This window comes from Cellulomonas hominis, assembly GCF_014201095.1.
GTDB classification, from domain to species: domain Bacteria; phylum Actinomycetota; class Actinomycetes; order Actinomycetales; family Cellulomonadaceae; genus Cellulomonas; species Cellulomonas hominis.
The window spans coordinates 2373812-2400522 of sequence record NZ_JACHDN010000001.1 but is presented as its reverse complement, the minus strand read 5'-3'; the positions used below and the strand labels follow the sequence as shown (position 1 = coordinate 2400522).

Here is a 26711-nt window from a genome sequence, read left to right as displayed (position 1 = left end):
GGCCGCGTCGTGCGCGGGCCCTAGGCTCGGACCCGTGGGAGCCGGGGACGAGGTCGCGCCGCGCTACCCCTCGACCATCGCCGGCCCCGTCGAGCACGAGCTCGTCGTGAAGAAGTCCCGGTTCCTCGCGCTGGTCCGGCCGGTGGCCGACGTGCCGGAGGCGGACGCCGTGGTCGCCGCCGTCCGCAAGAAGCACTGGGACGCCCGGCACCACTGCGTCGCCCTGGTCGTCGGGCCGCACGCCGAGCAGCAGCGGTCCACCGACGACGGCGAGCCGTCCGGCACCGCGGGCGTCCCCATGCTGGAGGTGCTGCGGCGCCGGGACCTCACGGACCTCGTCGTCGTCGTGACCCGGTACTTCGGCGGGGTGCTGCTGGGGGCCGGCGGCCTGGTGCGCGCGTACTCGACGGCCACGTCCGAGGCCCTGGACCTGGCCCGCGTCGTGCGGCGCAGCGCCGCGACCCGCGTGACCGTCGACGCCCCGCACGCCGACGCGGGCCGGCTGCACGGGGTGCTGCGCGACTGGGCCGAGGACCACGACGGCGCGCTGCACGACGTGGAGTACGGCACGTCGGTCCGGTTCACGCTGCTGGTGCCGCCGGCCGCGCTCGACGCGTTCGACGCCGCGCTCGCCGCCGCGACGGCCGGGGCCCTGCACGCGGTGCGGGGCGAGACGGCGATCCTGTCGCGCTGACCCGCCGCGCGGCGCGGGCGGTGTCAGCGCTGCCGGGTCGCCTGCAGCGGCAGCCACGCGGCCAGGTCGGCCCGCTCCCCCGACGCCTGGACCGCGCCGGACGCCACGGCCTCGTCCCAGCCGAGGGCGCCGGTCGCGAGCCCGAGCCACGTCGCCGGGTCGGTCTCCACGACGTTCGGCGGGGTGCCGCGGGTGTGCCGCGGGCCCTCGACGGCCTGCACCGCGCCGTCCGGCGGGACGCGCACCTCGACGGTGTGGCCCGGCGCGACGTCGGCGAGCTCCTCCAGCGTGAACCGGACGGCGGTGCGGCGGGCGGCGGCGTCGGCGGGGTCCGCGCGCCAGGCGGCGACGGCGGCCCGGCCGACCGCGGGGTCGGTGCGGCGACGGGGGGGCATGCCGCCCATCATCCCGGCTCAGCGCGGCGGGCGCGTCCGCTGCATGCGGTGGTACGCCGCGGTCGCCTGCCGGACGCGCGCCTTCTCCGCGGCGGCGGCACGGGCGTCGGCGCGCCGCTCCTGCCACGCGGCCTCGCGCGCCAGCCGGCGCCAGGAGTCCAGGCGCCGGGCCGGCAGCGTGCCGTCCGCGACCGCCGCCTGCACCGCGCAGCCCGGCTCGGAGTCGTGCCGGCAGTCCCCGAACCGGCACGCGGCGGCCAGCTCCGCGACGTCCGCGAAGGTGGCGTCCAGCGACTCCGCGTCCGCGACCAGGCCGACGCCGCGCAGGCCGGGGGTGTCGATCAGGCAGGCGCCGCCGCCCAGCGGGACGAGCTCGCGGTGCACGGTCGTGTGCCGCCCGCGGCCGTCCGCCCGGCGCTCCCCGGTCGCCATGACGTCCGCGCCGGCGAGCGCGTTGACGAGCGTGGACTTGCCGGCGCCCGAGGGCCCGACCACCACGAGCGTGCGGTCCGGCCCGAGCAGCGCGCGCACCGGCTCCAGCCCCGTGCCCGCCGTGACGCTCACCGGGTGCACCTCAGCACCGATCGCGACCCGGCGCACCTCGTCGGCCATGCCCTCGGGGTCCGGGACCAGGTCGGCCTTGGTGAGCACCACCACGGGCGTCGCCCCGGAGCGCCACGCCAGGGTGAGCAGCCGCTCCACCCGCCCGGGGCTCGGGTCGGGGTCGAGGTGCTCGACCACGAGCACCACGTCCACGTTCGCGGCGAGCACCTGGGTCTGGGACGTGCGGTCCGCGCCGTCGCGCACCACCGCGGTGCGGCGGGCGGTCAGCGCGGTGAGCGCGGGGGTGCCGTCCGGGTGCGCGCCGAGCAGGACGCCGTCGCCGACCGCCGGGGGCACCGCCTCGCCCGGGGTGTCGTCGGAGCCGAGCAGCGGGACCAGCCCGTGCGGCACGGCGACCCGGACCGGCACGTCGTCGCCCGCGGGCAGCACGAGCACCGCGCCCCTGTCGACGCGCACGACCCGCCCCGCGGGGACGGCACCGGGTGAGCTCATGCCGCCGACGCTAGGGAGCGCCCCCGGCGGCGCGCGAGCGATTTCCGCCGGCGCACCCGGCCCCCCGGCCCGCCGGCCGCGTCGCCGAGATCGGCACCTCGCACCGAGATCGGTCGCTGAGAGCGCCGATCTCGGTCGGGAGGACCGATCTCGGCGCTCCCGGTGGCACGGGCGCCGGGCGGGTCAGGCGAAGTGGCGCGGGAGCGTCGCCTCCGACGTGGCGCGGGCCTCCGCGAGCGGGAGCGTGAAGACGCCGCGGACCTCCACCGCCGGGGCGTGCACGTGGTCCTCGGGGAGGTCCGCCGTGGGGGCGCCCGCGCCGGGGCTGCACGTCTCCGCCGTCGCGCCGATCGCGAGCGCCGGGACGCCCTGCGCGGTGCACAGGTCCTCGAACCGGACGGCCTCGCTGCGCGGCACGGCCACGATCGCGCGGGCGGTGGACTCGGAGAACAGCGCCTCGAACGGCGTGACGCCGTCCCGCTCGACGAGCGCGTCCAGGTCGACCTGCACGCCGACGCCGTACCGCAGCGACGACTCGACGAGCGCCTGCGCGAGCCCACCCTCGGACAGGTCGTGCGCGGCGTCCACGAGGTCGTCGCGCGACGCCCGGACCAGGACCTCGGCGAGCCGGCGCTCGGCCTCGAGGTCCACCCGCGGCGGCACCCCGCCGAGGTGGCCGTGCGCCACGTCGGCCCAGGCGGAGCCGTCGAGCTCGGGCCGGGTGGTGCCCAGCAGGTAGACGGTCTGCCCGGGGGTGGTCCAGCCGGACGGGGTGGCCTCGGCGACGTCCTCGATCACGCCGAGCACGCCGACGACGGGCGTCGGGTGGATGGCGGAGTCGATCTTCCCGGGCTCGCCGGTGCCGTTGTACAGCGACACGTTGCCGCCGGTGACGGGGACCCCGAGCACGGCGCAGGCGTCCGCGAGGCCCTCGATCGCCTGGACGAGCTGCCACATGGACGCCGGGTCCTCGGGGCTGCCGAAGTTCAGGCAGTCGGTGACGGCCAGCGGCCGGGCGCCGGAGGCGGCGACGTTCCGGTACGCCTCCGCGAGCGCGAGCTGCGCGCCGGCGTACGGGTCGAGCTTCGCGTAGCGGCCGTTCGCGTCGGTCGCGAGCGCCACGCCCAGGCCGGTCGTCTCGTCGACGCGGACCACGCCGGCGTCGTCGGGCTGCGCGAGCGCGGTGTTGCCCTGCACGAACCTGTCGTACTGGTCGGTGACCCAGGACTTCGACGCGAGGTTCGGCGAGGCGAGCAGGTCGAGCACGGTCGCGCGCAGCTCGGCCGGGGCGGAGGGCCGGGCGTACCGGGCGGCGCCGTCGGCGGTGCTCAGGGAGTCGGCGACCAGGCCGTCCTGCCACTCGGGGCGGGAGTACGGGCGGTCGTAGACGGGGCCCTCGTGCGCGACGGTCTTCGGGTCGACGTCGACGATCCGCTGGCCGTGGTGGTCGATGGTGAGGCGGCCGGTGCCGGTGACCTCGCCGATGACGGCCGTCTCGACGTCCCACTTCCCGGTGATCGCCAGGAACGCGTCGAGCTTCTCCGGCGTGACGACCGCCATCATCCGCTCCTGCGACTCCGACATGAGGATCTCGCCGGCCGTCAGGGTGGGGTCCCGCAGCAGCACGTTCTCGAGGTCGACGTGCATGCCGCCGTCGCCGTTGGACGCGAGCTCGGAGGTGGCGCAGGAGATGCCGGCCGCGCCGAGGTCCTGGATGCCCTCGACCACGCGGGCCGCGTAGAGCTCCAGGCAGCACTCGATGAGCACCTTCTCCATGAACGGGTCGCCGACCTGGACCGACGGGCGCTTCGACGGCTTGGTGTCGTCGAAGGTCTCGGACGCGAGGATCGACGCGCCGCCGATACCGTCGCCGCCGGTGCGGGCGCCGAACAGGACGACCTTGTTGCCGACGCCGGACGCGTTCGCCAGGTGGATGTCCTCGTGCCGCAGCACGCCCAGGCACAGCGCGTTCACGAGCGGGTTGCCCTGGTAGGACGCGTCGAACACCAGCTCGCCGCCGATGTTCGGCAGGCCGAGGGAGTTGCCGTAGCCGCCGACGCCGGACACGACGCCGTGCACGACGCGCGCCGTGTCGGGGTGGTCGACGGCGCCGAACCGGAGCTGGTCCATGACGGCGACCGGGCGGGCACCCATCGAGATGATGTCCCGGACGATGCCGCCGACGCCGGTCGCGGCGCCCTGGTACGGCTCGACGTACGACGGGTGGTTGTGCGACTCGACCTTGAACGTCACCGCCCAGCCGTCGCCGATGTCGACCACGCCGGCGTTCTCGCCGATGCCGACCAGCAGGTGCTCGGTCATCTCGGGCGTGACGCGCTCGCCGAACTTGCGCAGGTGGGTCTTGCTCGACTTGTACGAGCAGTGCTCGGACCACATGACGGAGTACATGGCGAGCTCGGCGGCCGTGGGGCGGCGGCCGAGGATGTCGCGGATCCGCTGGTACTCGTCGGGCTTGAGCCCGAGCTCCGCGAACGGCTGCTCGAGGTCCGGGGTGGCCGCGGCGTGCTCCACGGTGTCGGACACGTGTCCGGTGGGCTGCTGCGAGGTGGGCGCGCTGGTCATCGAATCCCTCGGGCTGGTGGCCCGGGCGCGGCGGTGGTGGACCGGGCGCGGCGGGCAGGCGGGCGTCGGCAGACGGTGCCCAGGCTACCGGCGCGCGGCGGCGGTCCGACGCACCGCCCGGTGGCCGGACGGCGCCCTCGGGCACACTGGGGCGCGTGACCGCCCCCCGCACGCCCGCCCGGCTCGCCGCCGCGGCCGCCGCGCTCGTCGTCCTCGCGGGGTGCACCGGTACGGCGTCCCCGGGACCGGGGCCGACGCCCGAGCCGTCCGGCACCGCCGTGCTGACCCTGGGCGACCCCGCGAGCCTACGCGCGGACGGCGCCTCCGTCACCGTCGGCGACGTCGCCCTCACGGTCTGGCCCGGCGTCGGCGTGACGACGTCGGAGCCCGACGCGGACGGCGCGGTGGTCCTCGCCGTCCCGGTGCCGGCGATCGACGACGACACCGTCGCCACCGAGCAGGCCGGCGTGCTCGTCGCCCCCGACGGCATGACGCTCGACGTCCTGGAGGACGACTCCGCCGTGGTCCGGGACGGTGCGGGCGCCGTGGTCGCGGCCCTGTCCGCCCCGACCCTGGCGGGGGACGCCGCCGGGAGCGGCGCGGTGCTCGCGGTCGACGCGCGCGACGACGGCACGGTGACCTGGTCGGTCATCCGCCCGGTGCGCACCGACGGCACCGTCGAGCCGCCCGCCTCGGGGACGGTGACGGCCACCCTCGCCGCGACCGCGGTCCGCTCCGCGACGTGGAGCGTCCGGGACGACGAGGGCGGCGAGAGCCTCGCGGTCGTGCCGGCGGACTGGGCGCGGCGCGGCGGGGTCGCGGCGGAGGAGGCGGTGTGGGCGCAGGTGGTCGCGCTCGCCCCCGACGCCGGGACGCAGGGCATGCACGACCAGCTGACCTGCCACATGATCGGCGCGCCGGACAAGGCGTCGTGGAACCTGGAGCCGTGGCGGCCCGAGGTCGGGCTGCTGGCGACCATCGGGGCGCTCTGCAACCCGGAGTGACGCACGTCGCTGCCCGGGACCCGCGGCTCTTGCTACAGTGTTCAACATCATGCGCCACACGACTACCGCCCTCCGCACCCGCGCCTGTCGAGCCCTCTCGACCGCCGCGTGCTGTTGTCGTCGCTGAGCGCCCCCGCGTCGTCCTGACGCGCTGAGGACGCCGCCGCGCGTCCGCCCCGGCCCCGGAGCCGCTCCGGCGCCGCCGTCGCCCTCCGCGACCGCCCCCTGCTCCGCCTCGAGTGGAGCGTTCTGCCCGGCACGCCCGGCGTGTCCCGGCAGAACCCTCCCGTCAGCGAGCACATGGCCCGCGGCCCGCGGCCCGTGCCGCACCCGCCCGGCCCGCGGCGCACCCGCGCCGCGCACCCCCGAACCGCTCTCCCCCGCACCTCCCTCGTGCCCGGCACCCCGCCGCCGCACCCGCCCGGAAGGACCACCACCCGTGAGCACCCGCCGATCCCGCCGCGCCCCGCTCGGCGCCGCCCTGGCCGTCGTCGCCGCCCTGGCGCTGGCCGCCTGCGGCTCCGGCTCGGGCGGCTCGACCGCCAACGACGCGGCCGCCACCCCGGACGAGTCCGCCGAGATCGTCATCGGCTCGACCAACGAGCCCACCGGCCTCGTCCGCAACGTCGGCGGCTCGTCCGGCGTCTCGCAGACCATGACCCGCAACGTCTTCGAGGGCCTGACCTCGGTGGACGTCGACGGCACCGTCATCCCGACGCTCGCCGAGTCCTGGGACGTGTCCTCCGACGGCCTGACCTACACGTTCCACCTGCAGCCGGACGTGACGTTCCACGACGGCACGCCGCTCACCGCGGACGACGTGGTGTGGAGCATCTCCGAGGCGATCGGCCCGGAGTCGAAGTCCGCCCGCAAGAGCGACCTGCTCGTCATCCAGCAGGCCACCGCGGTCGACGACGCCACCGTGCAGCTCGACCTGTCCCGCCCGTCGCAGGGCCTGACGTTCTACCTGGCCTCCGTCACCGTCGTGAAGAACGGCGACAAGGAGCTGACCAGCGACAACGGCACCGGCCCCTACCGGTTCGTCGAGTGGGTGCAGGGCGACCACCTCACCATCGAGAAGTTCGACGGCTACTGGGGCGAGCCGGCGCAGAACGCCGGCGTGACGTTCCGGTTCTTCCAGGACACCACCGCCCTGAACAACGCGCTGCTGACCGGCGACCTGGACCTGGTCATCGCGGAGGACTCCCCGGACCAGCTCGTGCAGTTCGAGGACAACCCGGACTTCACGATCACCGAGGGAACCTCGACCACGAAGCAGCTCTGGGCGTTCAACGACCGCGAGGCGCCGTTCAGCGACGTCCGCGTCCGCCAGGCGCTGTACAAGGCGATCGACCGCGAGGCGATCCTGTCGGCGGTCTGGGACGGCTACGGCCAGGTCATCGGCTCGATGGTCCCGCCGACCGACCCGTGGTTCGTCGACCAGGCCGACGTGCACGCCTACGACCCCGACGCCGCCGAGGCGCTCCTGACCGAGGCGGGCGTGACCGGCCTGGAGATCTCCGTGGACTACATCCCGGACGACACCACCGAGGCGATCCTCGCGCTGCTCACCAAGAACCTCGCGGCCGTCGGCGTGACGCTCACCCCGAACCCGATCGACGACGCCACCTGGTACCAGAAGGTCTACACGGACCACGACTTCCAGACGACCCTCATGGGGCACGTGAACCCGCGTGACGTGCTCTGGTACGCGAACCCCGACTTCTACTGGGGCTACGACAACCCGCAGGTCCAGGAGTGGGTGACCCAGGCCGACCAGGCCGCCACCGAGGAGGAGCAGGTCGACCTGCTCACCCAGGTCAACGAGACCATCGGCGAGGAGGCGGCGTCCGCCTGGCTGTACCTGAACCCGCAGATCCGCGTCGCGCGCGCGGACATCTCGGGCTTCCCGGTCGACCAGGTCACCGAGTCCTTCTACGTCGCCGACATCGTCCGGGAGTCCTGAGACCGTGCGCCTCGCACTGCTGCGGATCGGCTCGCTGCTGATCTCCCTCGTCCTGGCCAGCGTGGTCGTGTTCGTCGTGCTCCGGCTGCTGCCGGGCGACGCCGCGGGCGCGACCCTGGGCGTGGGCACCACCACGGACCAGCTCGACCAGCTCCGCTCGGAGCTCGGGACGGACCAGCCGGTGGTGACGCAGTACGTGCAGTGGCTCGGCCAGATCGTCCGCGGGGACCTCGGCACGTCGTTCGTGTCGCGGCTCCCCGTGGCCGACCTGATCGCGCAGAAGCTCCCCATCACGGTGCCGCTCAGCGTCGCGGCGTTCGTCCTGGCCGTGCTCGTGTCGGTGCCCCTCGGCGTCATCGCCGCGGTGCACCGGCACGGGCCGGTCGGGGTCGCGGTGTCGGCGGTGTCGCAGCTCGGCGTGGCCGTCCCGGTGTTCTGGGTCGGCGTGCTCCTGGTGCTGGTGTTCGCCCTGCGGCTCGGCGTGCTGCCGGCCGGGGGCTTCCCGCGGACCGGCTGGGACGACCCGGCCGCCGCGGTGCGGGCGCTCGTGCTGCCCGTGGTGACCGTGGCGATCGCGATGTCGGCCGTCATGGTCCGGTACGTGCGGTCCGCCACGCTCGACGTCCTCGACCAGGACTACCTCCGGACGGCCCGCTCGCTCGGCTACGGCCGGTGGCGCGCGCTCGCCCGGCACGGCCTGCGGAACGCCGCGGTGCCGGTGGTGGCCATCCTCGGCATCGAGCTCGCGACCTCCCTGCTCGGGGCGGTCGTCATCGAGAACGTGTTCGCGCTGCCGGGCCTCGGCACGCTGCTGCTCGACTCCGTGACCTCGCGCGACCTGCCGGTCGTGCAGGCGCTGGTGCTGCTGCTGACCGCGGTGGTGCTGGTGACGAACACCGTCGTCGACCTGGGGCAGCGCGCCATCGACCCGCGGCTGCGCCTGGCGAAGGAGGTGGCGGCGTGACCGAGCTCGCCACCCCGACGACCGCGACCGCCCTGCCCGGCGCCCCGGCGTCCGGCACCCCGGCGTCCCGCGGCCGCCGGCTGCCGCCGTCGCTCCTGACCGGTGCCGTCCTCGTCGGGTCCGTCGCCCTCGTCGGCCTGGTCTCCCTGGTCTGGACCCCCTACGCGCTCGACGACACCGGCACCGGCGAGCGCCTGGCCGGACCGAGCGCCGCGCACTGGGGCGGCACCGACCGCCTGGGCCGCGACCTGCTGAGCCAGCTCTTGACCGGCGCCGGCAACGCGCTCGTGGTCGCGGCCGCGTCCATGCTCGTCGCCGGTGTGCTCGGCGTGACGATCGGCGTCCTCGCGGGCGCGACCCGGCGGTGGGTGGACGTCACGCTGCTGTCCGGCGTCGACCTGCTCATCGCCTTCCCGACCCTGCTGCTGGCGATGCTCATCGTCACGGTGCGCGGGGCGTCCCTGTCGTCGGCCATCTGGGCGATCGGCATCTCCGGGTCCGCCGTGATCGCCCGCGTCACGCGGGTCAACGTCGCGCGCGTCCTGCGCGAGGACTACGTCACCGCCGCGCACGCCGCGGGCACGGGCTGGTGGGGCACCGTGCTGCGGCACGTCGTGCCGAACGTCTGGCCGACCCTGCTGGTGCAGCTCATGCTGCTCGGCGGCGGTGCGGTCCTCGCGGAGGCGTCCCTGTCGTACCTCGGCCTCGGTGCACCGCCGCCCAACGCGTCCTGGGGCCGGCTGCTGCACGAGGCGCAGTCCACGATGCTCGTGCAGCCGTGGGGCGCGATCCTGCCCGGCCTCGCGATCGTCGTCACCGTGCTCGGCCTGAACCTGCTGGGCGACGGCGTCCGGGAGCGCACCGACCCGAGCCTGCGAGGCGACCGATGACCGCATCCCGCCCCCTGCTGTCCGTCGAGGACCTCACCGTCACGACGTCGACCGGCCGCCGGCTGCTCGACGGGGTGTCCTGGTCGCTGGACGCCGGCGGCCGGCTCGGCGTGGTCGGCGAGTCCGGCTCCGGCAAGTCGCTGACCGCGCTGGCCGTCCTCGGCCTGCTGCCCGACGGCATGCGCGCCACCGGCCGGGTGGTGCTGGACGGCGAGGACCTGCTGACGCTGCCGCCCCGGCGGCTGGCGCGCGTGCGGGGCGCCCGGGTCGCGATGGTGTTCCAGGAGCCGCTCACCGCGCTCGACCCGCTCATGACCGTCGGGCGCCAGATCACCGGCCCGCTGCGGCTGCACCGCGGGCTGCGCGGCGCGGCGGCGCGGGACGAGGCCGCGCGCCTCGCCCGGCTCGTGCACCTGACCGACACCGAGCGGATCCTCGGCTCCTACCCCTGGCAGCTGTCCGGCGGGCAGCGGCAGCGCGTCGCGCTCGCGATGGCGCTGGCCTGCGAGCCGCGCGTGCTGCTGGCCGACGAGCCGACCACCGCCCTCGACGTCACCGTGCAGGCCGAGGTGCTCGACCTGCTGGACGACCTGGTCGACCGCACCGGCGTCGCGCTGGTGTTCGTCTCGCACGACCTGCCCGTGGTGGCCCGCGTCGCCCGGGACCTCGTCGTCATGCGCGACGGGCGGGTGGTCGAGCACACCTCCGTCGGCGCCGCGCTCGCCGGCGGGGACGCCGCGTACACGCGGGAGCTGGTGACGGCCGCGCGCGGGGTGACGGGGCTGCCGGGGGCGGGCCCCGGGGCCGGTGCCGGCGAGGAGAGGAGCACCCGATGACCGCCCCCCTGCTCGAGGCCGCCGACGTCACCCGCGTGTTCGGCGGGACCACCCGCGCGCTGGACGGCGTGTCCCTGCGCGTCGAGGCGGGCCGCAGCATCGGCATCGTCGGCGAGTCCGGCTCCGGCAAGTCCACGCTGCTGCGGCAGCTGCTCGGCCTGGACTCCCCCACGTCCGGCGAGGTCCGGTACCGGGGGGAGGTGCTGGACCGGCGCGACCGCGGGCTGCTGCGCCGGCTGCGGTCCGACGTGCAGCCGGTGTTCCAGGACCCGCGCTCCTCGCTCGACCCGCGGATGCGGATCGGGGCCGTCGTCGCCGAGCCCCTGCGCTCGCTCCGGGTCCCCGGCGACCACCGGGCGCGCGTGGCGTCGGTGCTGGAGGCGGTCGGTCTGGACCCCGACGTGGCGTCCCGGTACCCCGCGCAGTTCTCCGGGGGTCAGCGGCAGCGGATCGCGATCGCCCGGGCGCTCGCGCCGTCCCCGTCGGTGCTGGTCGCGGACGAGCCGGTGTCGGCGCTGGACGTGTCCGTGCGCGGGCAGGTGGTCGACCTGCTCCAGCGGCTCGCGGTCGAGCGGGGGCTCACGCTGGTGCTCGTGTCGCACGACATCGCGATCGTCGGGCGGCTCTGCGAGCGGACGGTGGTGCTGCACCACGGCCGGGTGGTGGAGGAGGGCGCGACGGCGACCGTCCTCGCGGACCCGCAGGAGCCGTACACCCGCCGCCTCCTGGCGGCGGTCCCCCAGCTCCCGGCCTGACCCTCGTCGCCGTCGCGGTCAGCGTGCGGGGAGGCCCAGAGCCGCGCGGACGCGGTCGCGGAGGACCGGGAGGGTGGTGAAGCCCTCACGCCCGAGCAGGTGCCCGCCGCCCGGGACGACGTCGTACGTCGCGTCCAGGCGCGCCGCGAGCGCACGGGTGAGCGCCGGGTCCACGATCGGGTCGTCGTCGGAGCCGATCACGTGGCGGGCCGGGGTCGCCGCGACGAGGCGGGCGCGGTCCGGGGGCGCGGCGGTGAACGCGGCGACCTCCGGGACGGCCGGCGGCGGCGCGTCGAACCCGGACGCGAGCACCAGCCCGCCGAGCCGCCACTCCCCGGGGGTCGCGGACAGGGCGTGCAGGGCGGTGACGCAGCCGAGGCTGTGCCCGACCACCACGGTCCCCTCGTCCGGCGTGCCGATCGCGGCGCGCGCGGCGGCGACCCAGGCGTCCGGGTCGGGGGCGTGCGGGTCGGGCAGGGCGGGGACGTGCACGCCGACCCCGTCCCGGGCGAGGTCCGCGGCCAGCCAGCCGAACCAGTGGGCGTCCGGGGCGGCCTGGTAGCCGTGCAGCACGACGACGCGGGGTGTGGTCACCCGCCGATGCTGGACCCGCCCGGCCCCGCGCGGCGCGGGCGTCCCACGGGTCGAGCGCGTGTGGCGGGCTACACCGGGACGACGACCACCTCGACGCCGGCCGCCCGGATGCGCTCGAGCTCGTCGGGGTCGGCGGTGGAGTCGGTGACCAGCACGTGCACCTCGCCGAGGTCGGCCATCTTCGCCAGCGTCACCCGCCCGACCTTGGACCCGTCGGCGGCCACGACCACCCGCTGGGCGTGCGCGACCATCGCGTGGTTCGTGCGCGCCTCGGTCTCGTCGTGCGTGGTGGCGCCGCCGGCCGCGCTGATGCCGTCGGTGCCGAGCACCGCCGTGCCGACGTTGATGGCGTTGAACGTGTTCTCCGCGATGACGCCGACCGCCTCGTAGGACGAGGACCGCAGGACCCCGCCGGTGATGATCACCTTGAGGTTCGGGCGGGACACGAGCTGGACCGCGGTGGTGAGCGCGTTCGTGACGATCGCGAGGTCCGGGCGGGTGGCGAGCACCTTGGCGACCTCGGCCGTCGTGGTGCCGCCCGAGAGCGCCACGCTGTACGGGCCGGTCGGCACGAGGGTGGCGACCCGGCGCGCGATGGCCTGCTTCGCCTCGCGGAACCGGGTGTCGCGCAGCCGGACCGGCACCTCGTCGCGCTTCTCGGCCGCGCGGGCGCCGCCGTGCGTGCGGACCAGCAGCCCCTGCTCCTCCAGGTCGGCGAGGTCGCGGCGGACGGTCGCGGGCGACACGCCCAGCTCCGCGGTCAGCTGCGCCAGCGGCACCGTCTCGCCCGGCTCCAGCAACGCGAGCACCGCGAGCATCCGCTCGGAGCGCTTGCGCGACGTGGCCAGGTCGTCGCCGGACGCGGTCATCGGTCCTCCCCTGCTCGCCGGTCGTCCCGGCTCGATCACTTGGACTGCGCATTTTCGCCAGACTGTGCGATGATTCTTGCACGGAACGATCACCTCGGCCAGCATCGACGGCATGACCAAGATCGCCTTCGTCGGCGCCGGCAGCGTCGTGTTCACCCGCCAGCTCATCGCCGACCTGCTGGGCTTCCCCGACCTCGCGGGGATCGAGCTCGCGCTGCACGACATCGACGCCGAGCGGCTCGCCGTGGCGGAGGGCACCGGACGCCGGCTGGTCGAGCAGCTCGGGACGCCGGCCACGGTCACCGCGACCCTGGACCGCCGGGCCGCGCTCGCCGGGGCGGACTTCGTCGTCAACATGATCCAGGTCGGCGGCATCGACGCGACGATCACCGACCTCGAGGTCCCCGCGCGCTACGGCCTGCGCCAGACCATCGGCGACACCACCGGCGTCGGCGGGGTGTTCCGCGCCCTGCGCACGTTCCCGGTGCTGGAGGCGATCCTGCGCGACATGCGCGAGGTCTGCCCGGACGCGCTGCTGCTCAACTACACCAACCCGATGGCGATGAACGTCTGGTGGGCCTCCGTGGTCGCGCCGGACATCCGCACCTACGGGCTGTGCCACTCCGTGTACTGGACCGCGCACGACCTGGCGGAGCTCGTCGGCCTCGACGTGGCGGACACCCGCTACCGCGCCGCCGGCGTGAACCACCAGGCGTGGCTGCTCGACTGGACCGCCGACGGCCAGGACCTCTACCCGCGGCTGCGCGACCGCATCGCCGCCGACCCGGAGCTCGAGCGCCGGGTGCGGGTCGAGATCTTCCGCCGCATCGGCTACTACCCGACCGAGACCAGCGAGCACTCCTCGGAGTACCTGCCGTGGTTCCTGCGGTCGGACGCGCAGGTCGAGCGGTTCCGGATCGAGCCGCTGCAGTACATCGGGATCAGCCGGGACAACGTCGCAGAGTTCGAGCAGGCCCGCGCGCTGCTGGCCGCCGGCGCCGACCTGCCGCTCGAGGGCGGGGCGTCGGAGTACGCCCCGCAGATCATCCACTCGGTCGTGACCGGCAAGCCGCGGGAGATCCACGTCAACGTGCCGAACGCCGGCCTGATCGACAACCTGCCCGCCGGGGCGGCCGTCGAGGTGCCCGCGCTGGTCGACGCCGCGGGCGTGCGGCCGGTGCCGATGGGCGCCCTGCCCCCGCAGTGCGCCGCGCTGAACCGCACCTACCTGTCGGTGGCCGAGCTGACCATCGAGGCGGCACGCACCGGCGACCCGCGGCTCGTCCGCCAGGCCGTGCTGGTGGACGGCAACGCGAGCTCGTCGCTCACCCCGGACCGGATCTGGGACCTGTGCGACGAGCTCACCGCGGCGCACGGCGACCTGCTGCCCGAGCCGCTGCGCGTGGCGGTGCCCGCCTCGTCGCTGTGAGCGCGGTGCACACCCGCTTCCTGGTCGCGGAGGCGGTCCGGACCGGGTCGGCCGTGCTGGCGTTCAACGTCATCACGCTCGAGCACGCGGAGGGCGTGGCCGACGGGCTGGAGCGCGCGGGCGTGCCCGGGTTGCTGCAGGTCTCCGAGAACGCCGTGCGGTACCACGCCGACCGGATGGGCCCGCTGCTCGCGGCCTGCCGGGAGGTGGCCGCCGCGGCGGCGGTGCCCGTCGGGATCCACCTGGACCACCTGCGCGACGAGGCGCTGGTGCGCGCGGGCGTGGCGGCCGCGGCCGGGCTCGGGGTGACCTCGGTGATGGTCGACGCCTCCGAGCTCGACGACGCCGCGAACGTCGCGACCACCGCCGCCCTGGCCCGCGTGGCGCACGGCGCCGGCCTGTGGGTCGAGGCGGAGCTCGGCGCGATCGGCGGCAAGGGCGGCGCGCACACCCCCGGCGTGCGGACCGACCCGGACGAGGCCCGCGCGTTCGTCGCCGCCACCGGCGTGGACGGCCTGGCCGTGGCCGTGGGGTCAGCGCACGCGATGACGTCCGCGACCGCGCGGCTCGACCTCGGCCTGGTCGGGCGGCTGGCCGCGGCGGTGCCCGTGCCGCTCGTGCTGCACGGGTCCTCCGGGGTGCCGGCGGCGACGCTGCGCGCGGCCGTGGCGGCCGGGATCCGGAAGGTCAACGTGGGGACGGCGCTCAACGTGGCGCTCACGGCGCAGGTCCGCACGGCCCTCGGCGGGGACGGGGCGCTGACGGACCCGCGCACGTACCTGGCGCGCGGCCGCGAGGCGGTCGCGGAGGTCGTCGCGGCGACGGCCCGCGCGGTGCTCCCGGACGCCTGCGCGGCCTGACGCGCCCCCGCGGCGCGGGCACCGATGCGCGAGGTCGTCGGTTGCGCCCGTGGGACAGGGGGCGCAACCGACGACCTCGGGCGGAACCGTCGACCTCGGCGGACGGGCCGCCGGGCCGGCCGGGCGGGCGGGCGGGCGGCGTCGGTCAGGCCAGGCCGAGGACCCGGCGGGCGTTGCCCGCGTACAGCGCCTCCAGCTGCTCCGGGGACAGGTGCAGGCCCGAGACCGTCCAGCGGCCCTGGGGCGGGACCGGCTCGCCGGGGGCGTACTCGAACGCCTCGTCGTCGGTCTCCAGGAACCGGAAGTGCGTGGTCAGCGCCTCCCCCGACAGCGGGAACGCGTCGGTGCCGAACAGCACGCGGTCCCCGAACCGCTCGATGAGCTCCCGGGTGCGCCGGGGCTGCCGGCCGAGCTCGGCCATCCGGCCCGCGATGTCGACGTTCCAGTTCGGCGCGGCCGCGAGCAGCCGCTCGACGCGGTCCAGGTCCTCGGCGACGCAGCCCACGTGGGCGCCGATGTACGTGGTGCCGGGGGTGGCGAGCACGAGCGTCTCCAGCGCCGTGAGCAGCCGGTCGAACGTCGGGAACCGCGTGCTGTCGGCGAACGACCAGTCCGGGAACGCGAGGAGCTCGTCGACCCGCTCGTTGTGCGCGTCGAGCGGCTGGAAGAACGCGACCGGGTCGGCCACGTGGATGAGCACGGGCAGGCCGAGCTCGCCCGCGAGCGCCAGGGTCCGCACGACGCGCGGGTCGTCGGGCAGCACGAGCGCACCCGAGGCGTCGCGGACCTTCAGCCCGACGGTCTTCCACACCTTGACGCCCTTCGCGCCGCGGGCCGCGCAGTCCCGGAGCTGGTCGGCCAGCATCCGCTCGCCGTCGTCGGCGGCCAGCAGGTCCCAGTCGAGCTGGCAGAACGTGCGGAACCGCGACGGGTGCGGGCGGTCGTACCGGTCGAGGTTCGCCTCGAGCTCGGCGCCGTGCATGCCGTCGAGGTTGACGATCGTCTCGACCCCGTGGGCGTCCATGAGGTCGAGCAGGGCGCCGACGTCGGGGGCGGTCCAGCCGGGGCCGGTGAGCCAGCGGCCGAGGTGGTTGTGCGCGTCGATGCAGGGCACGGCGCTGCGCGGGACGTCGGTGCGGCGGGCGACGAGCGTGCTGCGCGGGTGCCAGTCGGCGAGGCGCAGGTCGGCGGGCGTGCCGGGGAGGTCGGTCATCGGTCACTCCATCGGGGGTTCGATCAGCCAGAGTGAGCGCTTCATGCACTTTGATAGCCACAGGCTCGCTCAAGTGAGCAGTATGGCGTCCACACCGACCCGACGCAGTCATTCGTCGGCTAGAAACGGAAAGTGAGCACTGCCAGTGAGCACCTCGATCACCGCACGCGAGATCGCGAGCCAGCCGGACCTCTGGGCCCGCGCGATCGCCGAGGCCCCCGCGCTGGGGTCCGCCCTGGGTCACCCGGGCGAGTCCGTCCTGGTCCTCGGCTGCGGGACCAGCGCCTTCGTCGCCGAGTCGGTCGCGGTGCTGCGGGAGCGGGCGGGCCTCGGCGTGACCGACGCGGCCTACGCCTCCGAGTGGCAGCCGGGCCGCCCGTACGACCGGGTCGTCGTCATCAGCCGCTCGGGCACCACCACCGAGGTCTCGGCGGCGCTGGCGCTGATCGAGCCCGGCACCACGACGGTCGCGATCACCGGCGTCGCCGACTCGCCGATCGCCCGGGCGGTCGACGAGGTGCTGCTGCTGGACTGGGCGGACGAGCGCTCCGTCGTCCAGACGCGGTTCCCCACCACGGTCCTGGCGCTCGCCCGGGCCGCGTTCGGTGAGGACGTCGCCGGGCTGCCCGACGCCGCCCGCGCCGCGCTCGCCGAGCCGCTGCCGGTCGGCCCCGAGGGCCTGGACCACGTCGTGTACCTCGGCCACGGCTGGACCCACGGCCTCGCCCAGGAGGCGGCGCTCAAGGTCCGCGAGGCCGCGCAGGCCTGGTCCGAGGCCTACCCCGCGCTCGACTACCGGCACGGCCCGATCGCTGTCGCCCACGAGGGCACCCTGGTCACCGTGCTCGGCGCCGTCGACCCGTCGCTGGTCGCCGACGTCGCCCGCACCGGCGCGGTCGTCCAGGCCACCGACCACGACCCGCTCGTGCAGCTCGTCCAGGCCCAGCGGTTCGCCGTGGCCCTCGCCGAGCTCCGCGGGCTGAACCCGGACACCCCCCGCCACCTCACCCGCTCCGTCGTCCTGTCCTGACCGCCGGGGCCCGTCCCCGTCAGCCGCCCGATCAGAGGAGAACACCGTTGTCCGCCCTCGACCGTCCCCGCACCCGACCGCTCGCCGCGACCGCGGCCGTGGCCGCCGCCACCCTGGCCCTCGCGGCCTGCGGCAGCGGCAGCCCCGCCGCGTCCGCCACCCTCGACCCGGAGGCCGACACCACGATCACGTGGTGGACCGGCCAGGCCGACCAGGCCCAGACGATCCTCGAGGGCCTCGCCGCCGACTTCGAGTCCGAGCACCCGAACGTCACCATCGACGTGTCGTCCGGCGCGCCGTCCACCGAGGAGCTGCTGCGCAAGCTCACCGCGGGCTTCGCCGGGAACACCTACCCCGACATCTCGTACGCGTTCGGGTCGTGGGCCTCGGAGCTCGCCCGGTCCGAGCGGACGCAGGACATCACCGACCAGGTCGCCGACCCCGAGGTGGACTGGGAGTCGCTGCCCGCGGCCGGGCGGGCCACCGCGCAGCCCGGCGGCGGGGCGACCATCGGCTTCCCCGCCGTGGTGGACAACCTCTCGCTGATCTACAACACGACCGTGTTCGACGCCGCCGGGCTCGACTACCCCGACGAGACGTGGACCTGGGACGACTTCCGGGAGGCGGCCGCCGCGCTGACCGACCCGGACACGAACACCTACGGCTACGGCTACTCGGTCTCCGGCAGCGAGGAGACGACCTGGCAGTTCTGGCCGCACCTGTGGCAGCGGGGCGGCGAGGTGCTCTCGGAGGACGAGTCGTCCGCCGCGTTCGCGTCCGACGCGGGCGTCGACGCGCTGACGTTCCTGCGCGACATGGCCGTCGAGGACAAGTCGGTCTACCTGGACCAGACGGACACCAAGGCGCTCGACCTGTTCGCGAGCGACCGGATCGGCATGGTCACCTCGGGCCCCTGGGCGCTGTACACGCTGCAGGAGGCCGGCACGGGGTATGGCGTCGCGACGCTGCCCGGCACCGACGGCAACCACGAGACGGTCTCCGGGCCGGACCTGTGGGTGCTGTTCGACCACCAGGACGCGAACCGCGCGTACTGGTCCTACGAGTTCACGAAGTGGCTGACCGCCCCCGAGCAGGACGTCCGGTGGAACGTCGCGTACGGCAACCTCCCGCTGCGGGCCTCCGAGATCGACTCCCCCGAGTTCCAGGAGCAGGTCGCCCTCATGCCCGGCCTCGACGTCATGGCGGCGAACGCCGAGAACACGAAGCACGCGCGGCCGACCGTCACCGGCTACGTCGCCGTCTCCGAGGCCATCGCGTCCGCGATCTCGCAGGTGCTGCAGGGCCAGGGCGACCCGGCCACCGCGCTGGAGGACGCCGCCGCCCAGGCCGACCAGCGCCTGGGGGACTGAGGGTGTCCGGGACCACCGCCCCCGCCCGCGGGGCCGGGACGCGCCGCGGGGCCCTGCTGCCCCGCGCGCACGCCCCGGCCCGCGTGGCCGGCGACCGGCCGCCCGCCCCGCGGCGCCGGCTCCGGGACGCGCTCACCGGCTGGGGGTTCGTCGCCCCCGCCGTGGTGATCGTGCTCGGCCTGTCGATCTTCCCCGCGGTCTGGGCGTTCATCCTGTCGCTCCAGGAGTGGAACGGGTTCAGCACGCCGGAGAACGTCGGGTTCGCGAACTACGCCCGGCTCATCACGGACGCCGAGCTCGGCCAGGCCGTGACGCACACGCTGCTCTACACGGTGCTGTTCGTGCCGGCCTCGGTGCTGCTCGGCGTCGGGCTCGCGGTGCTGCTGAACCGCCGGCTGTTCCTCATCGGCTTCTACCGGACGGCGATCTTCCTGCCGTTCGTCGCGTCGGCCGCCGCCACCGGCATCCTCACGACCTACCTGTTCAACCCGCAGTTCGGGCTCGCCAACACGGTGCTGCGCGCGCTGCACCTGCCGCAGCAGGCGTGGCTGGAGGACCCGAGCCAGGCGATGGTCGTCATCACGATCATGTCCCTGTGGGGCCAGGCGGCGTTCACCACCGTCATCTACCTGGCGGCGCTCCAGGACATCCCCGCCGAGCTCGTCGAGGCCGCCCGGATCGACGGCGCCAACCGGTGGCAGGCGTTCTGGCACGTGACGTTCCCGCAGCTCGCGCCGGTGACGGTTTTCGTGACGATCTGGCAGACCATCGGGGCGATCCAGCTGTTCGACCTCGTGTACACGACCACCCGCGGCGGCCCGCTGAACGCGACCGAGACGATCGTCTACTACCTCTGGGACAAGGCGTTCAAGGGCTTCGAGTTCGGCTACGCGTCGGCCGTCGCGTACGCGTTGTTCGCGGTCACGCTGCTCATCACCGGCGGGGTGCTCCTGCTGTCCCGCCGCTCGAACACGGAGGCCTTCTGATGGCCGTGGAGACCCTGTCCCGCGTGACGCCGGCCCCGGGCGCGTCGACGCCGGCCGCCCCGCCGCGCCGCACCGGCCGGTCCTGGCTGTGGCACCTGCTGCTCGCCCCCGTCGCGCTGCTGTTCGCGCTGCCGTTCGTGCAGATGTTCCTCACCGCGCTCACCCCGCGGGCCGAGATGAACAAGTACCCGCCGCGGTTCTTCCCGGCGCACCTCACCCTCGACGGCTTCGCCCGGCTGTTCCAGGAGTCGGACATCGGGCGCTGGACGCTGAACACGCTGATCGTGTCGGGCATCGGCGTGGTCGCGCACCTCGTGCTCTGCTCGCTCGCCGGGTACGGGTTCGCGCGGCTGAAGTTCCCCGGCCGGACGTTCGGGTTCTTCGCGGTCGTCGCGACGATCATGATCCCGACGCAGCTGCTCATGGTGCCGACCTACGTGATGTTCTCCCGCGTCGGCCTGATCGACACCCTCGGCGCTGCGATCGTCCCGTGGCTGGCGTCCGCGTTCGGCATCTTCCTCATGCGGCAGTTCTTCCTGTCGCTGCCGGCGGAGCTGGAGGAGGCCGCGGTGCTCGACGGATGCGGCCGGTTCGCGGTGTTCTGGCGGATCGTGCTGCCGCTCGCGAAGCCGGCGATGGCGACCCTGGCGATCTTCACGCTGCTCAGCTCGTGGAACGACCTGGTGTGGCCGCTCATCGCGATCAACGACAGCGCGAACTTCACGCTGCAGCTCGGCATCACCAACTTCCAGGGCGCCCGGCGCACCGACTGGTCCCTGCTCATGGCGGGGAACGTCATCGCGACCCTGCCGCTCATCGTGTTCTTCGTCGTCGCGCAGAAGCAGTTCATCGCGACCATGACGTTCTCCGGCCTGAAGGGATGACCGCCTTGTCCGCCGCTCCCGCCGCCCGCCCCGTCCTCGTCGCCGGGGACGCCAACGTCGACCTCGTGCTGACCGGCGACGTCGTCCCGCGCTTCGGCCAGGCCGAGCAGCTCCTCGACCGCGGGGACCTCGTCCTCGGCGGCAGCGCGTCGATCGCCGCGTGCGGCATCGCCCGGCTCGGCGTGCCGACCTCACTGGTGGCCCGGGTCGGCGACGACACGTTCGGCCGGTTCACCACGGGCGCGCTCGGCGACGCCGGGGTGTCGGTCGCGCACGTCGTCGTCGACCGGGCCGTGCCGACCGGCATGTCGGTGATCCTGTCGACGCCGGACGACCGCGCGATCCTCACGGTGCCCGGGACGATCCCGACCCTGGAGCCGGCCGCCGTCCTCGCGGCGCTGGCCGCCACCGGCGCCGCGCACCTGCACGTCGCGTCCTACTTCCTGCAGCCGGCCCTGGCCGCCGGCCTGCCGGACCTGCTCGCCGCGGCGCGGACCCGGGGCGTCACGACCAGCCTCGACACCAACTGGGACCCGGCCGAGCGCTGGGCGGGCGTGGCGGACGCGCTGCCGCTCGTCGACGTGCTGCTGCCGAACGCCAGCGAGCTCCGGGCCCTCGCCGCGGCGGCGGGGATCGCGGGCGCCGACGACCTGGAGCTCGGCACCGGGCTGGCCCGGCTCGGCCCGCGGGTCGTGGTCAAGGCCGGGGCGGACGGCGGCTGGTCCGTCGACGCCGCCGGCACCGTCACCCGCGCCCCCGGTCTGCGCGTCGACGTGGTCGACACCACCGGCGCCGGCGACAGCTTCGACGCCGGGTACCTCGCGGCGCTCGCGCACGGCGTCGCCGACGAGCCGACCCGCCTGCGCTGGGCGACCGCCGCGGGGTCGCTGTCCACCCTCGGCTCCGGCGGCACCGGCCGGCAGGCCACGCTCGCCGACCTCGACGCGGCCGGCGTGCCGCACGTCCCCGCGCCGGCGGCGTCCACCGCTTGACGCCCGGCGCACCCCGCCTCCCCCTCACCGAACCCCACACCGCCAGCAACGCCCCGCCGCGGGCGGGCACCGTCGCGCGCCCGCGCGCGCCGCCGAACGAACGGAGACCCCCGATGACCGATCAGCCCGCACCCGATCAGCTCAGCGCCCTCGTCACCCGGCACCGCGCCGGCTCCCCCGAGGGCATCTACTCGGTGTGCTCGGCCCACCCGCTCGTCCTCGAGGCCGCCGTGCGTCAGGCCCTCGCCGACGGCTCCTGGCTCCTGGTCGAAGCCACGTCCAACCAGGTCGACCAGTTCGGCGGCTACACCGGCATGACGCCCGCGGACTTCCGGGACCTGGTGCACGGCATCACCGACCGGCTCGGCCTGCCCCGCGAGCGCCTCGTGCTCGGCGGTGACCACCTCGGCCCGAACCGGTGGCAGGACCGGCCCGCCGACGAGGCGATGGACCTCGCGGAGGGCGTCATCGAGGCCTACGTCGCCGCCGGGTACACGAAGATCCACCTGGACTGCTCGATGTCCTGCGCCGACGACCCGACCCCGCTCGGCGACGCCGCCGTGGCGCAGCGGGCGGCGCGGCTGCTGGCCGTGGCCGAGCGCACCGCCGCGCGCACCGGCACGCCGGACCGGCTGTCCTACGTCATCGGCACCGAGGTGCCCGTGCCGGGCGGGGCGCACGAGACCCTGCACGCCCTCACCCCCACCAGCCCCGAGGCGGCGCGGGCGACGATCGCGGCGCACCGGGCGGCGCTCGGGGCGGTCGGGATGCTGGACGCCTGGCCGCGGGTGCGCGCGCTCGTCGTGCAGCCCGCCGTCGAGTTCGACCACGTCCAGGTCGTCGACTACCGCTCCGAGGCCACCGTCGCGCTCCGCGAGGTGCTGGCCGACGAGCCCGGCATGGTGTTCGAGGCCCACTCCACCGACTACCAGACCACCGAGCGGTTGACCGCCCTCGTGCGGGACCACTGGGCGGTGCTCAAGGTCGGGCCCGGCCTGACGTTCGCGCTGCGCGAGGCGCTGTTCGCCCTGGCCGAGATCGAGACCGAGCTCGTCCCGGACGACGCACGGTCGCACCTGCTCGACGTCCTCGATGCCCGCATGGTCGCGCAGCCGCGGTACTGGCAGGGCTACCACGACGGCGACCCCGCCGAGCAGCGCGTCGCCCGGCGGTACTCCTACAGCGACCGCGTCCGGTACTACTGGCCGGACCCCGAGGTGGAGGCCGCCGTCGAGACCCTGCTCGGGAACCTGGCCCGGACGGGGATCCCGGAGACGCTCCTCAGCCAGCACCTGCCGGAGCAGTACGCGCGCGTCCGCGCGGGTGCCCTGTCGGCGGAGCCGCGCGAGCTCGTGGTGGACAAGGTCCGGGACGCGCTCCGGCCGTACGCGGCGGCGTGCTTCCCGACCCTGGTCCCGTCGGCCTGACGCCCTGGGCCTCGACCGGAGGCGCGGGCCGCGACGGAGTGGACTGAGCGACTGAGTGGAGCGTTCGGACACGACACGCCGGGCGTGTCGTGTCCACTCAGCGGCGGCCGCCCGGCAACGGAGGACGTCGGGGACCGAAGTCGGCCAGGGTCAGTGGATCTGAACAGACGTCACGGTGACTTCGGCACCGATGGCGCCCGTGCGGCCCGGTCCCAGCTTGGGGCCCGTGACCGTCTTTCCGCCGTACTGCCACTTGAGCGTCGCCGTCCAGCTACCGGTGTTGTACGTGCTCTTCGGCGACCACGATCCCGTCTTGGTGCCCGTCCCGGAGAAGCCGTGGTTGGCATAGGGAACGCGAGGAGCGTAAAGGCACACGTTTCCGGTGCTGCACACATTGGTCGCCGTGATCCGCCCCTGCGCCCGGGAGTCGGCCTCGACCGTGAGAACCGCACCGGTCCGTGCGTCGATCTCGACGACCAGCGACTCGGATGAGCCCTCGAGCAGCGCAGCGAGCTCGGCGGCGCTCCGGACGGGAAGGTCGGCGTCGACCTGCACGCCGTCGATGACGACGTGCTCGCCGTCGACATCGGACGCCAGCGCCGCGGACGGCGTCACGGTCAGCGCGGCAGCGAGCAGCGCGATGCCCGCGCGATGGATGACAGACATGGGTTCCCCTGCTGATGAGATCGGTCGAGCACCCGCATGGCGCCCGCTGAGACGAATACCCGAGCAGCCTTCTGAACGAAATCCGGGTGCGGCACGCACGCTATCGCAGTTCGACCTGAAGAACAACGCTTTCCCTCTCGCGCGAACGATGCCAACAACGCATTTGTCGCTTTCTACGCAAAGCGCTCGGCCGCCGACACCGCGTCCGGTCAGCGGGCCGGCTTGGGCTCCGGGACCGGGTCCGTCCCCGACGCGCGCGCGGCGCGCTGGGCCTCCCGCGCCTCGTCCTGCCGGGCGGCCTCCGCGCCGGACGCGATCTCGGCCCGCACGTGCTCCGGCCCGTACCCGAAGGCGTCCACGAGGTCCTGCGCGTGCGGGCGCAGCCGGAGCAGCAGCCGCTCGATGTACGACGTCACCGTGCGCGCCCGGCCGGCGGACAGCCGCCCGTTCACGAGGTACCAGGCGAGGTTCCGCTCGATCACGGTGAGCCCGAACAGGTCGCGCAGCCACGTGAGCACCTGGCGGGTCCCGGCGTCGGCGACGGTGTCGAGCGCGCGGGTGAACGCCTCCCACTGCAGCAGCTCGGCGTGCGCCCGGGCGGCCTCGACGAGCTCGTGCTGGTGCGCGTCGAACAGCTGCGCGGCGACCTCGGGGGCCGCCCGGCGGGCGGGGCGCAGGGCCTGCGCGAGCTCGGCGACCATCGCCGCAACCCGGTCCGCCAGCAGGTCGCGCTGGGTGTGCGGGTCCCGGAGCTGGCCCGCGGAGCGGCGGGCGTCGCCGGCGTCCACCAGGGTCTGCGCGGCGCGGGCCAGCGGCATCCGGTGCAGCGCGGCGTCGGCGGCCCTCCCGGCGACCAGGCGGGCGATGACCGCCGGGTCCCCGCCGATCTGCTGGCCGTACCGGGCGAGCAGCCGCTTGCCGACGAGCTGGTAGAGCACGGTGTTGTCGCCCTCGAACGTCACGTACACGTCGAGGTCGGCGCGCAGCGAGGTGAGCCGGTTCGCCGTGAGGAAGCCCGCGCCGCCGCACGCCTCGCGCGCCGTCTGCAGGGTGCGCAGCGCGTGCCAGGTGGACGTCGGCTTGAGGGCGGCCGCCAGCGTCTCGAGCTCCTCGCGGGAGTCCGGGGTGTCGTCCCGGCCGGAGAACACGTCGTCGAACGCGGCGAGCAGGTGCTCGTGCGCGAAGGTCGCCGCGTAGGTCTCGGCGAGCAGCGGGAGCAGGCGCCGGCGGTGCTCGCCGTAGTCGAGCAGCACGACCTCGTCCGTCGGGGACGCCCCGGCGAACTGGCGGCGCTGGTTGCCGTAGGTGACCGCGATGACCAGGCCGATCTTGGCGGCGTTCACGGCGGCGCCGTCCAGGGAGACCCGGCCCTGCACGAGGGTGCCCAGCATGGTGAAGAACCGGCGGCCGGGGCTGGCGATCGGCGAGGAGTAGGTGCCGTCCGCCGCGACCGAGCCGTACCGGTCGAGCAGGTCGGCGCGCGGCACCCGGACGTGGTCGAACCACAGCCGGCCGTTGTCGATGCCGTTCAGCCCGCCCTTGAGGCCGTCGTCCTCGCCGCCGACGCCGGGCAGGAACTCCCCCGTCGCCGCGTCCCGGATCGGCACGTAGAACGCGTGCACGCCGTGGTTCACCGGGCGGGGGTCGGCCGGGCCCTGCGAGACGAGCTGCGCGAACACCACGGCCGCCGTGCCGTGCTGCCCCGCGTTGCCGAGGTAGTCCTTCCACGCCGCGCGGAACGGCGTGTGGACGACGAACTCCTCCGTCGCCGGGTCGTACGTCGCCGTGGTGCCGATGCTCGCGACGTCGGAGCCGTGCCCGGTCTCGGTCATCGCGAACGCCCCGGGGACGGCGACCGACATCGCGCCGGGCAGCAGCCGCTCGTGGTGGCCGGCGGTGCCGAGGTGCAGGATCGCGGAGGCGAACAGCCCCCACTGCACGCCGGCCTTGATCTGCAGCGACGGGTCGGCGACGACCAGCTCCTCGAACCGGGCCAGGTAGCCGCCGTGGTCGTCCGCCCCCCCGAGCGCCGACGGGAACGCGCGCAGCACGTCGCCCTCGGCCTCGAGCGCCCGGAGCTGCTCCAGCACCCGGGCGCGGTGCTCGGCGGCCGGCAGTCCCTCGACCTTCTGGAACCGCGGCTCGGCCACGAGGTCGCGGGCGCCGCGGCGCAGGTCGGCGTACCGGCCGAGCAGCACGTCGGTCAGCGCGGGGACGTCGACGCGCGGGTCGGTGTCGCGGTGGTGGCGCGCGTGCCCCGCGCCGGACGGGCGGACGGTGGCGGTCGGGCGGGTCGCGGGGCCGGCCGTGGGCCGGGGCGCGGTGGTGGTCCTCGGGGCCCCCGCGGTCTCGGGAGCGGAGCGAGCGAGGGCGTGGGGTGAGGTCATGAAGGCTCCCCTGGTGTCGGTGCGTCGTCGTCGACGCGGGACGGGTCGGGCGTGCTGGTGGTGGTGCCGCGGGCGGTGCGGGTCAGGACGCCGACCGGCCCGGCCCACAGCCAGGCGGCGACGCGGGCGGCGACGTCCTCGCGGTCGTCGGGGGTGGTCGCGGAGCCGCGCGCCGCGAGCCAGGCCTCCCCCGCGCCGCGCACGAAGCCGACGGCGCCGGACGCCCACAGCCGCGCCCACGCGGCGTCGGCCGGGCCGTGGGCGCCGAGCGCGCGGACGAACGGCGCGGCGACGAGCTCGGTGACGGAGTCGAGGAACGGCCCGACGGAGCCGCCGCGGGTGACGAACGCGTAGACGTGCGGCGAGCCCTCGATCATCGCGAGGTAGGTGTCGACCATCCCGCGCAGCGCGTCACGCGGGGTGCTGGCCCCGGTCGCCGCGGCGTCGAGGGCGTCGCGGATGTCGGTGACGACGGCCGCCGCGACCGCGAGCTGGAGGCCGTCCTTGTCGGTGAAGTACCGGTACACGATCGACTTCGACGTGCCGGCGGCCGACGCGATGTCCTCCATCGAGACGTCGGGCCCGGTGTGGTGCACCACGCGGCGGGCGACCCGGACCAGCTCGGCGCGGCGGGCCTCGCGGTGGTCCTCCCAGCGGGTGGACCGGCCGTCGTCGGCGCGCGCGTCCGGCCGTCCGGCGGCGGCGTCGCGCCGGTCCGCAGGAGTCGCCCCCGTCCTCGTCGACGGGTCCCGTGTGATGGGGCTCACGAAACCGACGGTATCAGGTACTGTGAGTTTCGGGCATGACACAAGGGACCGAAGTCCCAAACTCACGGCCGGCAGCACGACATCGACGACGATG

24 protein-coding genes are annotated in these 26711 nt (G+C 75.1%); 15 read left to right on the top strand and 9 right to left on the bottom strand.

The window, feature by feature from the left end; translation table 11 throughout:
- The first annotated feature begins 34 nt into the window (after positions 1–34).
- Complete coding sequence (locus HNR08_RS11215; RefSeq protein ID WP_146832580.1) at positions 35–694, top strand: IMPACT family protein; 660 nt, start codon at positions 35–37, stop codon at positions 692–694.
- Positions 695–717: 23 nt separating this feature from the next.
- On the opposite strand, the gene HNR08_RS11210 is transcribed toward HNR08_RS11215, so the two are convergent.
- The 3 genes from HNR08_RS11210 to purL form a co-directional block, all read right to left on the bottom strand.
- Positions 718–1089, bottom strand: a complete 372-nt coding sequence (locus tag HNR08_RS11210; protein ID WP_146832583.1) for a sterol carrier family protein — start codon at positions 1087–1089, stop codon at positions 718–720.
- Between the two features lie 18 nt (positions 1090–1107).
- Positions 1108–2145, bottom strand: a complete 1038-nt coding sequence (gene rsgA / locus HNR08_RS11205; protein WP_146832586.1) for a ribosome small subunit-dependent GTPase A — start codon at positions 2143–2145, stop codon at positions 1108–1110.
- 183 nt (positions 2146–2328) lie between these two features.
- Positions 2329–4728 carry a phosphoribosylformylglycinamidine synthase subunit PurL gene (gene purL, locus HNR08_RS11200; protein ID WP_146832589.1) on the bottom strand — a complete coding sequence of 800 codons (2400 nt, stop codon included), beginning with the start codon at positions 4726–4728 and terminating at the stop codon, positions 2329–2331.
- A gap of 155 nt (positions 4729–4883) precedes the next feature.
- Between purL and HNR08_RS22700 the strand changes: the two genes are divergently transcribed.
- The 6 genes from HNR08_RS22700 (at position 4884) to HNR08_RS11170 (ending at position 11143) form a co-directional block, all read left to right on the top strand.
- Positions 4884–5732, top strand: a complete 849-nt coding sequence (locus tag HNR08_RS22700) for a DUF2599 domain-containing protein (protein WP_221286346.1) — start codon at positions 4884–4886, stop codon at positions 5730–5732.
- Between the two features lie 439 nt (positions 5733–6171).
- Complete coding sequence (locus tag HNR08_RS11190; RefSeq protein ID WP_146832591.1) at positions 6172–7698, top strand: ABC transporter substrate-binding protein; 1527 nt, start codon at positions 6172–6174, stop codon at positions 7696–7698.
- A 4-nt stretch (positions 7699–7702) separates the two neighbouring features.
- Positions 7703–8662, top strand: a complete 960-nt coding sequence (locus tag HNR08_RS11185) for an ABC transporter permease (RefSeq protein WP_146832594.1) — start codon at positions 7703–7705, stop codon at positions 8660–8662.
- Entirely contained in the window at positions 8659–9552 is an 894-nt protein-coding gene (locus HNR08_RS11180; RefSeq protein WP_246802878.1) for an ABC transporter permease, read from the top strand. Before HNR08_RS11185 ends, HNR08_RS11180 begins: the two co-directional genes overlap by 4 nt.
- Entirely contained in the window at positions 9549–10388 is an 840-nt protein-coding gene (locus HNR08_RS11175) for an ATP-binding cassette domain-containing protein (RefSeq protein ID WP_146832597.1), read from the top strand. The genes HNR08_RS11180 and HNR08_RS11175 overlap by 4 nt, the downstream gene beginning before the upstream one ends.
- Positions 10385–11143: an ABC transporter ATP-binding protein gene (locus HNR08_RS11170; RefSeq protein ID WP_146832600.1), complete on the top strand. Its 759-nt coding sequence runs from the start codon at positions 10385–10387 to the stop codon at positions 11141–11143. The genes HNR08_RS11175 and HNR08_RS11170 overlap by 4 nt, the downstream gene beginning before the upstream one ends.
- An 18-nt stretch (positions 11144–11161) precedes the next feature.
- On the opposite strand, the gene HNR08_RS11165 is transcribed toward HNR08_RS11170, so the two are convergent.
- Together HNR08_RS11165 and HNR08_RS11160 are read right to left on the bottom strand one after the other, a co-directional pair.
- Entirely contained in the window at positions 11162–11737 is a 576-nt protein-coding gene (locus HNR08_RS11165) for an RBBP9/YdeN family alpha/beta hydrolase (protein WP_146832603.1), read from the bottom strand.
- 68 nt (positions 11738–11805) lie between these two features.
- Positions 11806–12606: a DeoR/GlpR family DNA-binding transcription regulator gene (locus HNR08_RS11160; protein WP_146832605.1), complete on the bottom strand. Its 801-nt coding sequence runs from the start codon at positions 12604–12606 to the stop codon at positions 11806–11808.
- A 112-nt stretch (positions 12607–12718) separates the two neighbouring features.
- On the opposite strand from HNR08_RS11160, the gene melA reads away from it, so the two are divergent.
- Both melA and HNR08_RS11150 read left to right on the top strand, forming a co-directional pair.
- A complete protein-coding gene (gene melA / locus HNR08_RS11155) occupies positions 12719–14035 on the top strand; it encodes an alpha-glucosidase/alpha-galactosidase (RefSeq protein WP_146832608.1) in 1317 nt (438 codons plus the stop codon).
- A complete protein-coding gene (locus HNR08_RS11150) occupies positions 14032–14895 on the top strand; it encodes a class II fructose-bisphosphate aldolase (RefSeq protein WP_146832611.1) in 864 nt (287 codons plus the stop codon). The genes melA and HNR08_RS11150 overlap by 4 nt, the downstream gene beginning before the upstream one ends.
- A gap of 145 nt (positions 14896–15040) precedes the next feature.
- On the opposite strand, the gene HNR08_RS11145 is transcribed toward HNR08_RS11150, so the two are convergent.
- On the bottom strand, positions 15041–16108 hold the full coding sequence (locus tag HNR08_RS11145; RefSeq protein WP_146832613.1) for an amidohydrolase family protein: 1068 nt from the start codon (positions 16106–16108) through the stop codon (positions 15041–15043).
- Between the two features lie 145 nt (positions 16109–16253).
- On the opposite strand from HNR08_RS11145, the gene HNR08_RS11140 reads away from it, so the two are divergent.
- From HNR08_RS11140 to HNR08_RS11115, 6 genes are all read left to right on the top strand, one after another.
- A complete protein-coding gene (locus HNR08_RS11140; RefSeq protein ID WP_146832616.1) occupies positions 16254–17138 on the top strand; it encodes an SIS domain-containing protein in 885 nt (294 codons plus the stop codon).
- A gap of 47 nt (positions 17139–17185) precedes the next feature.
- Entirely contained in the window at positions 17186–18508 is a 1323-nt protein-coding gene (locus HNR08_RS11135; RefSeq protein WP_146832619.1) for an ABC transporter substrate-binding protein, read from the top strand.
- A gap of 2 nt (positions 18509–18510) precedes the next feature.
- Positions 18511–19494 carry a carbohydrate ABC transporter permease gene (locus HNR08_RS11130; protein WP_246802879.1) on the top strand — a complete coding sequence of 328 codons (984 nt, stop codon included), beginning with the start codon at positions 18511–18513 and terminating at the stop codon, positions 19492–19494.
- Positions 19494–20378, top strand: a complete 885-nt coding sequence (locus HNR08_RS11125) for a carbohydrate ABC transporter permease (RefSeq protein ID WP_146832622.1) — start codon at positions 19494–19496, stop codon at positions 20376–20378. The genes HNR08_RS11130 and HNR08_RS11125 overlap by 1 nt, the downstream gene beginning before the upstream one ends.
- Before the next feature lie 5 nt (positions 20379–20383).
- Complete coding sequence (locus HNR08_RS11120) at positions 20384–21370, top strand: carbohydrate kinase family protein (RefSeq protein ID WP_246802880.1); 987 nt, start codon at positions 20384–20386, stop codon at positions 21368–21370.
- Positions 21371–21483: 113 nt separating this feature from the next.
- Positions 21484–22797, top strand: coding sequence for a D-tagatose-bisphosphate aldolase, class II, non-catalytic subunit (locus HNR08_RS11115; protein WP_146832627.1), 1314 nt, complete (start codon positions 21484–21486; stop codon positions 22795–22797).
- Positions 22798–22947: 150 nt separating this feature from the next.
- Here HNR08_RS11115 and HNR08_RS11110 read toward each other — a convergent pair whose 3' ends face one another.
- The 3 genes from HNR08_RS11110 to HNR08_RS11100 form a co-directional block, all read right to left on the bottom strand.
- Complete coding sequence (locus HNR08_RS11110) at positions 22948–23463, bottom strand: hypothetical protein (protein ID WP_146832630.1); 516 nt, start codon at positions 23461–23463, stop codon at positions 22948–22950.
- 209 nt (positions 23464–23672) lie between these two features.
- Positions 23673–25850 carry an acyl-CoA dehydrogenase family protein gene (locus tag HNR08_RS11105; RefSeq protein WP_146832633.1) on the bottom strand — a complete coding sequence of 726 codons (2178 nt, stop codon included), beginning with the start codon at positions 25848–25850 and terminating at the stop codon, positions 23673–23675.
- Positions 25847–26617 carry a TetR/AcrR family transcriptional regulator gene (locus tag HNR08_RS11100; RefSeq protein ID WP_146832636.1) on the bottom strand — a complete coding sequence of 257 codons (771 nt, stop codon included), beginning with the start codon at positions 26615–26617 and terminating at the stop codon, positions 25847–25849. The genes HNR08_RS11105 and HNR08_RS11100 overlap by 4 nt, the downstream gene beginning before the upstream one ends.
- Between the last annotated feature and the right edge of the window lie 94 nt (positions 26618–26711).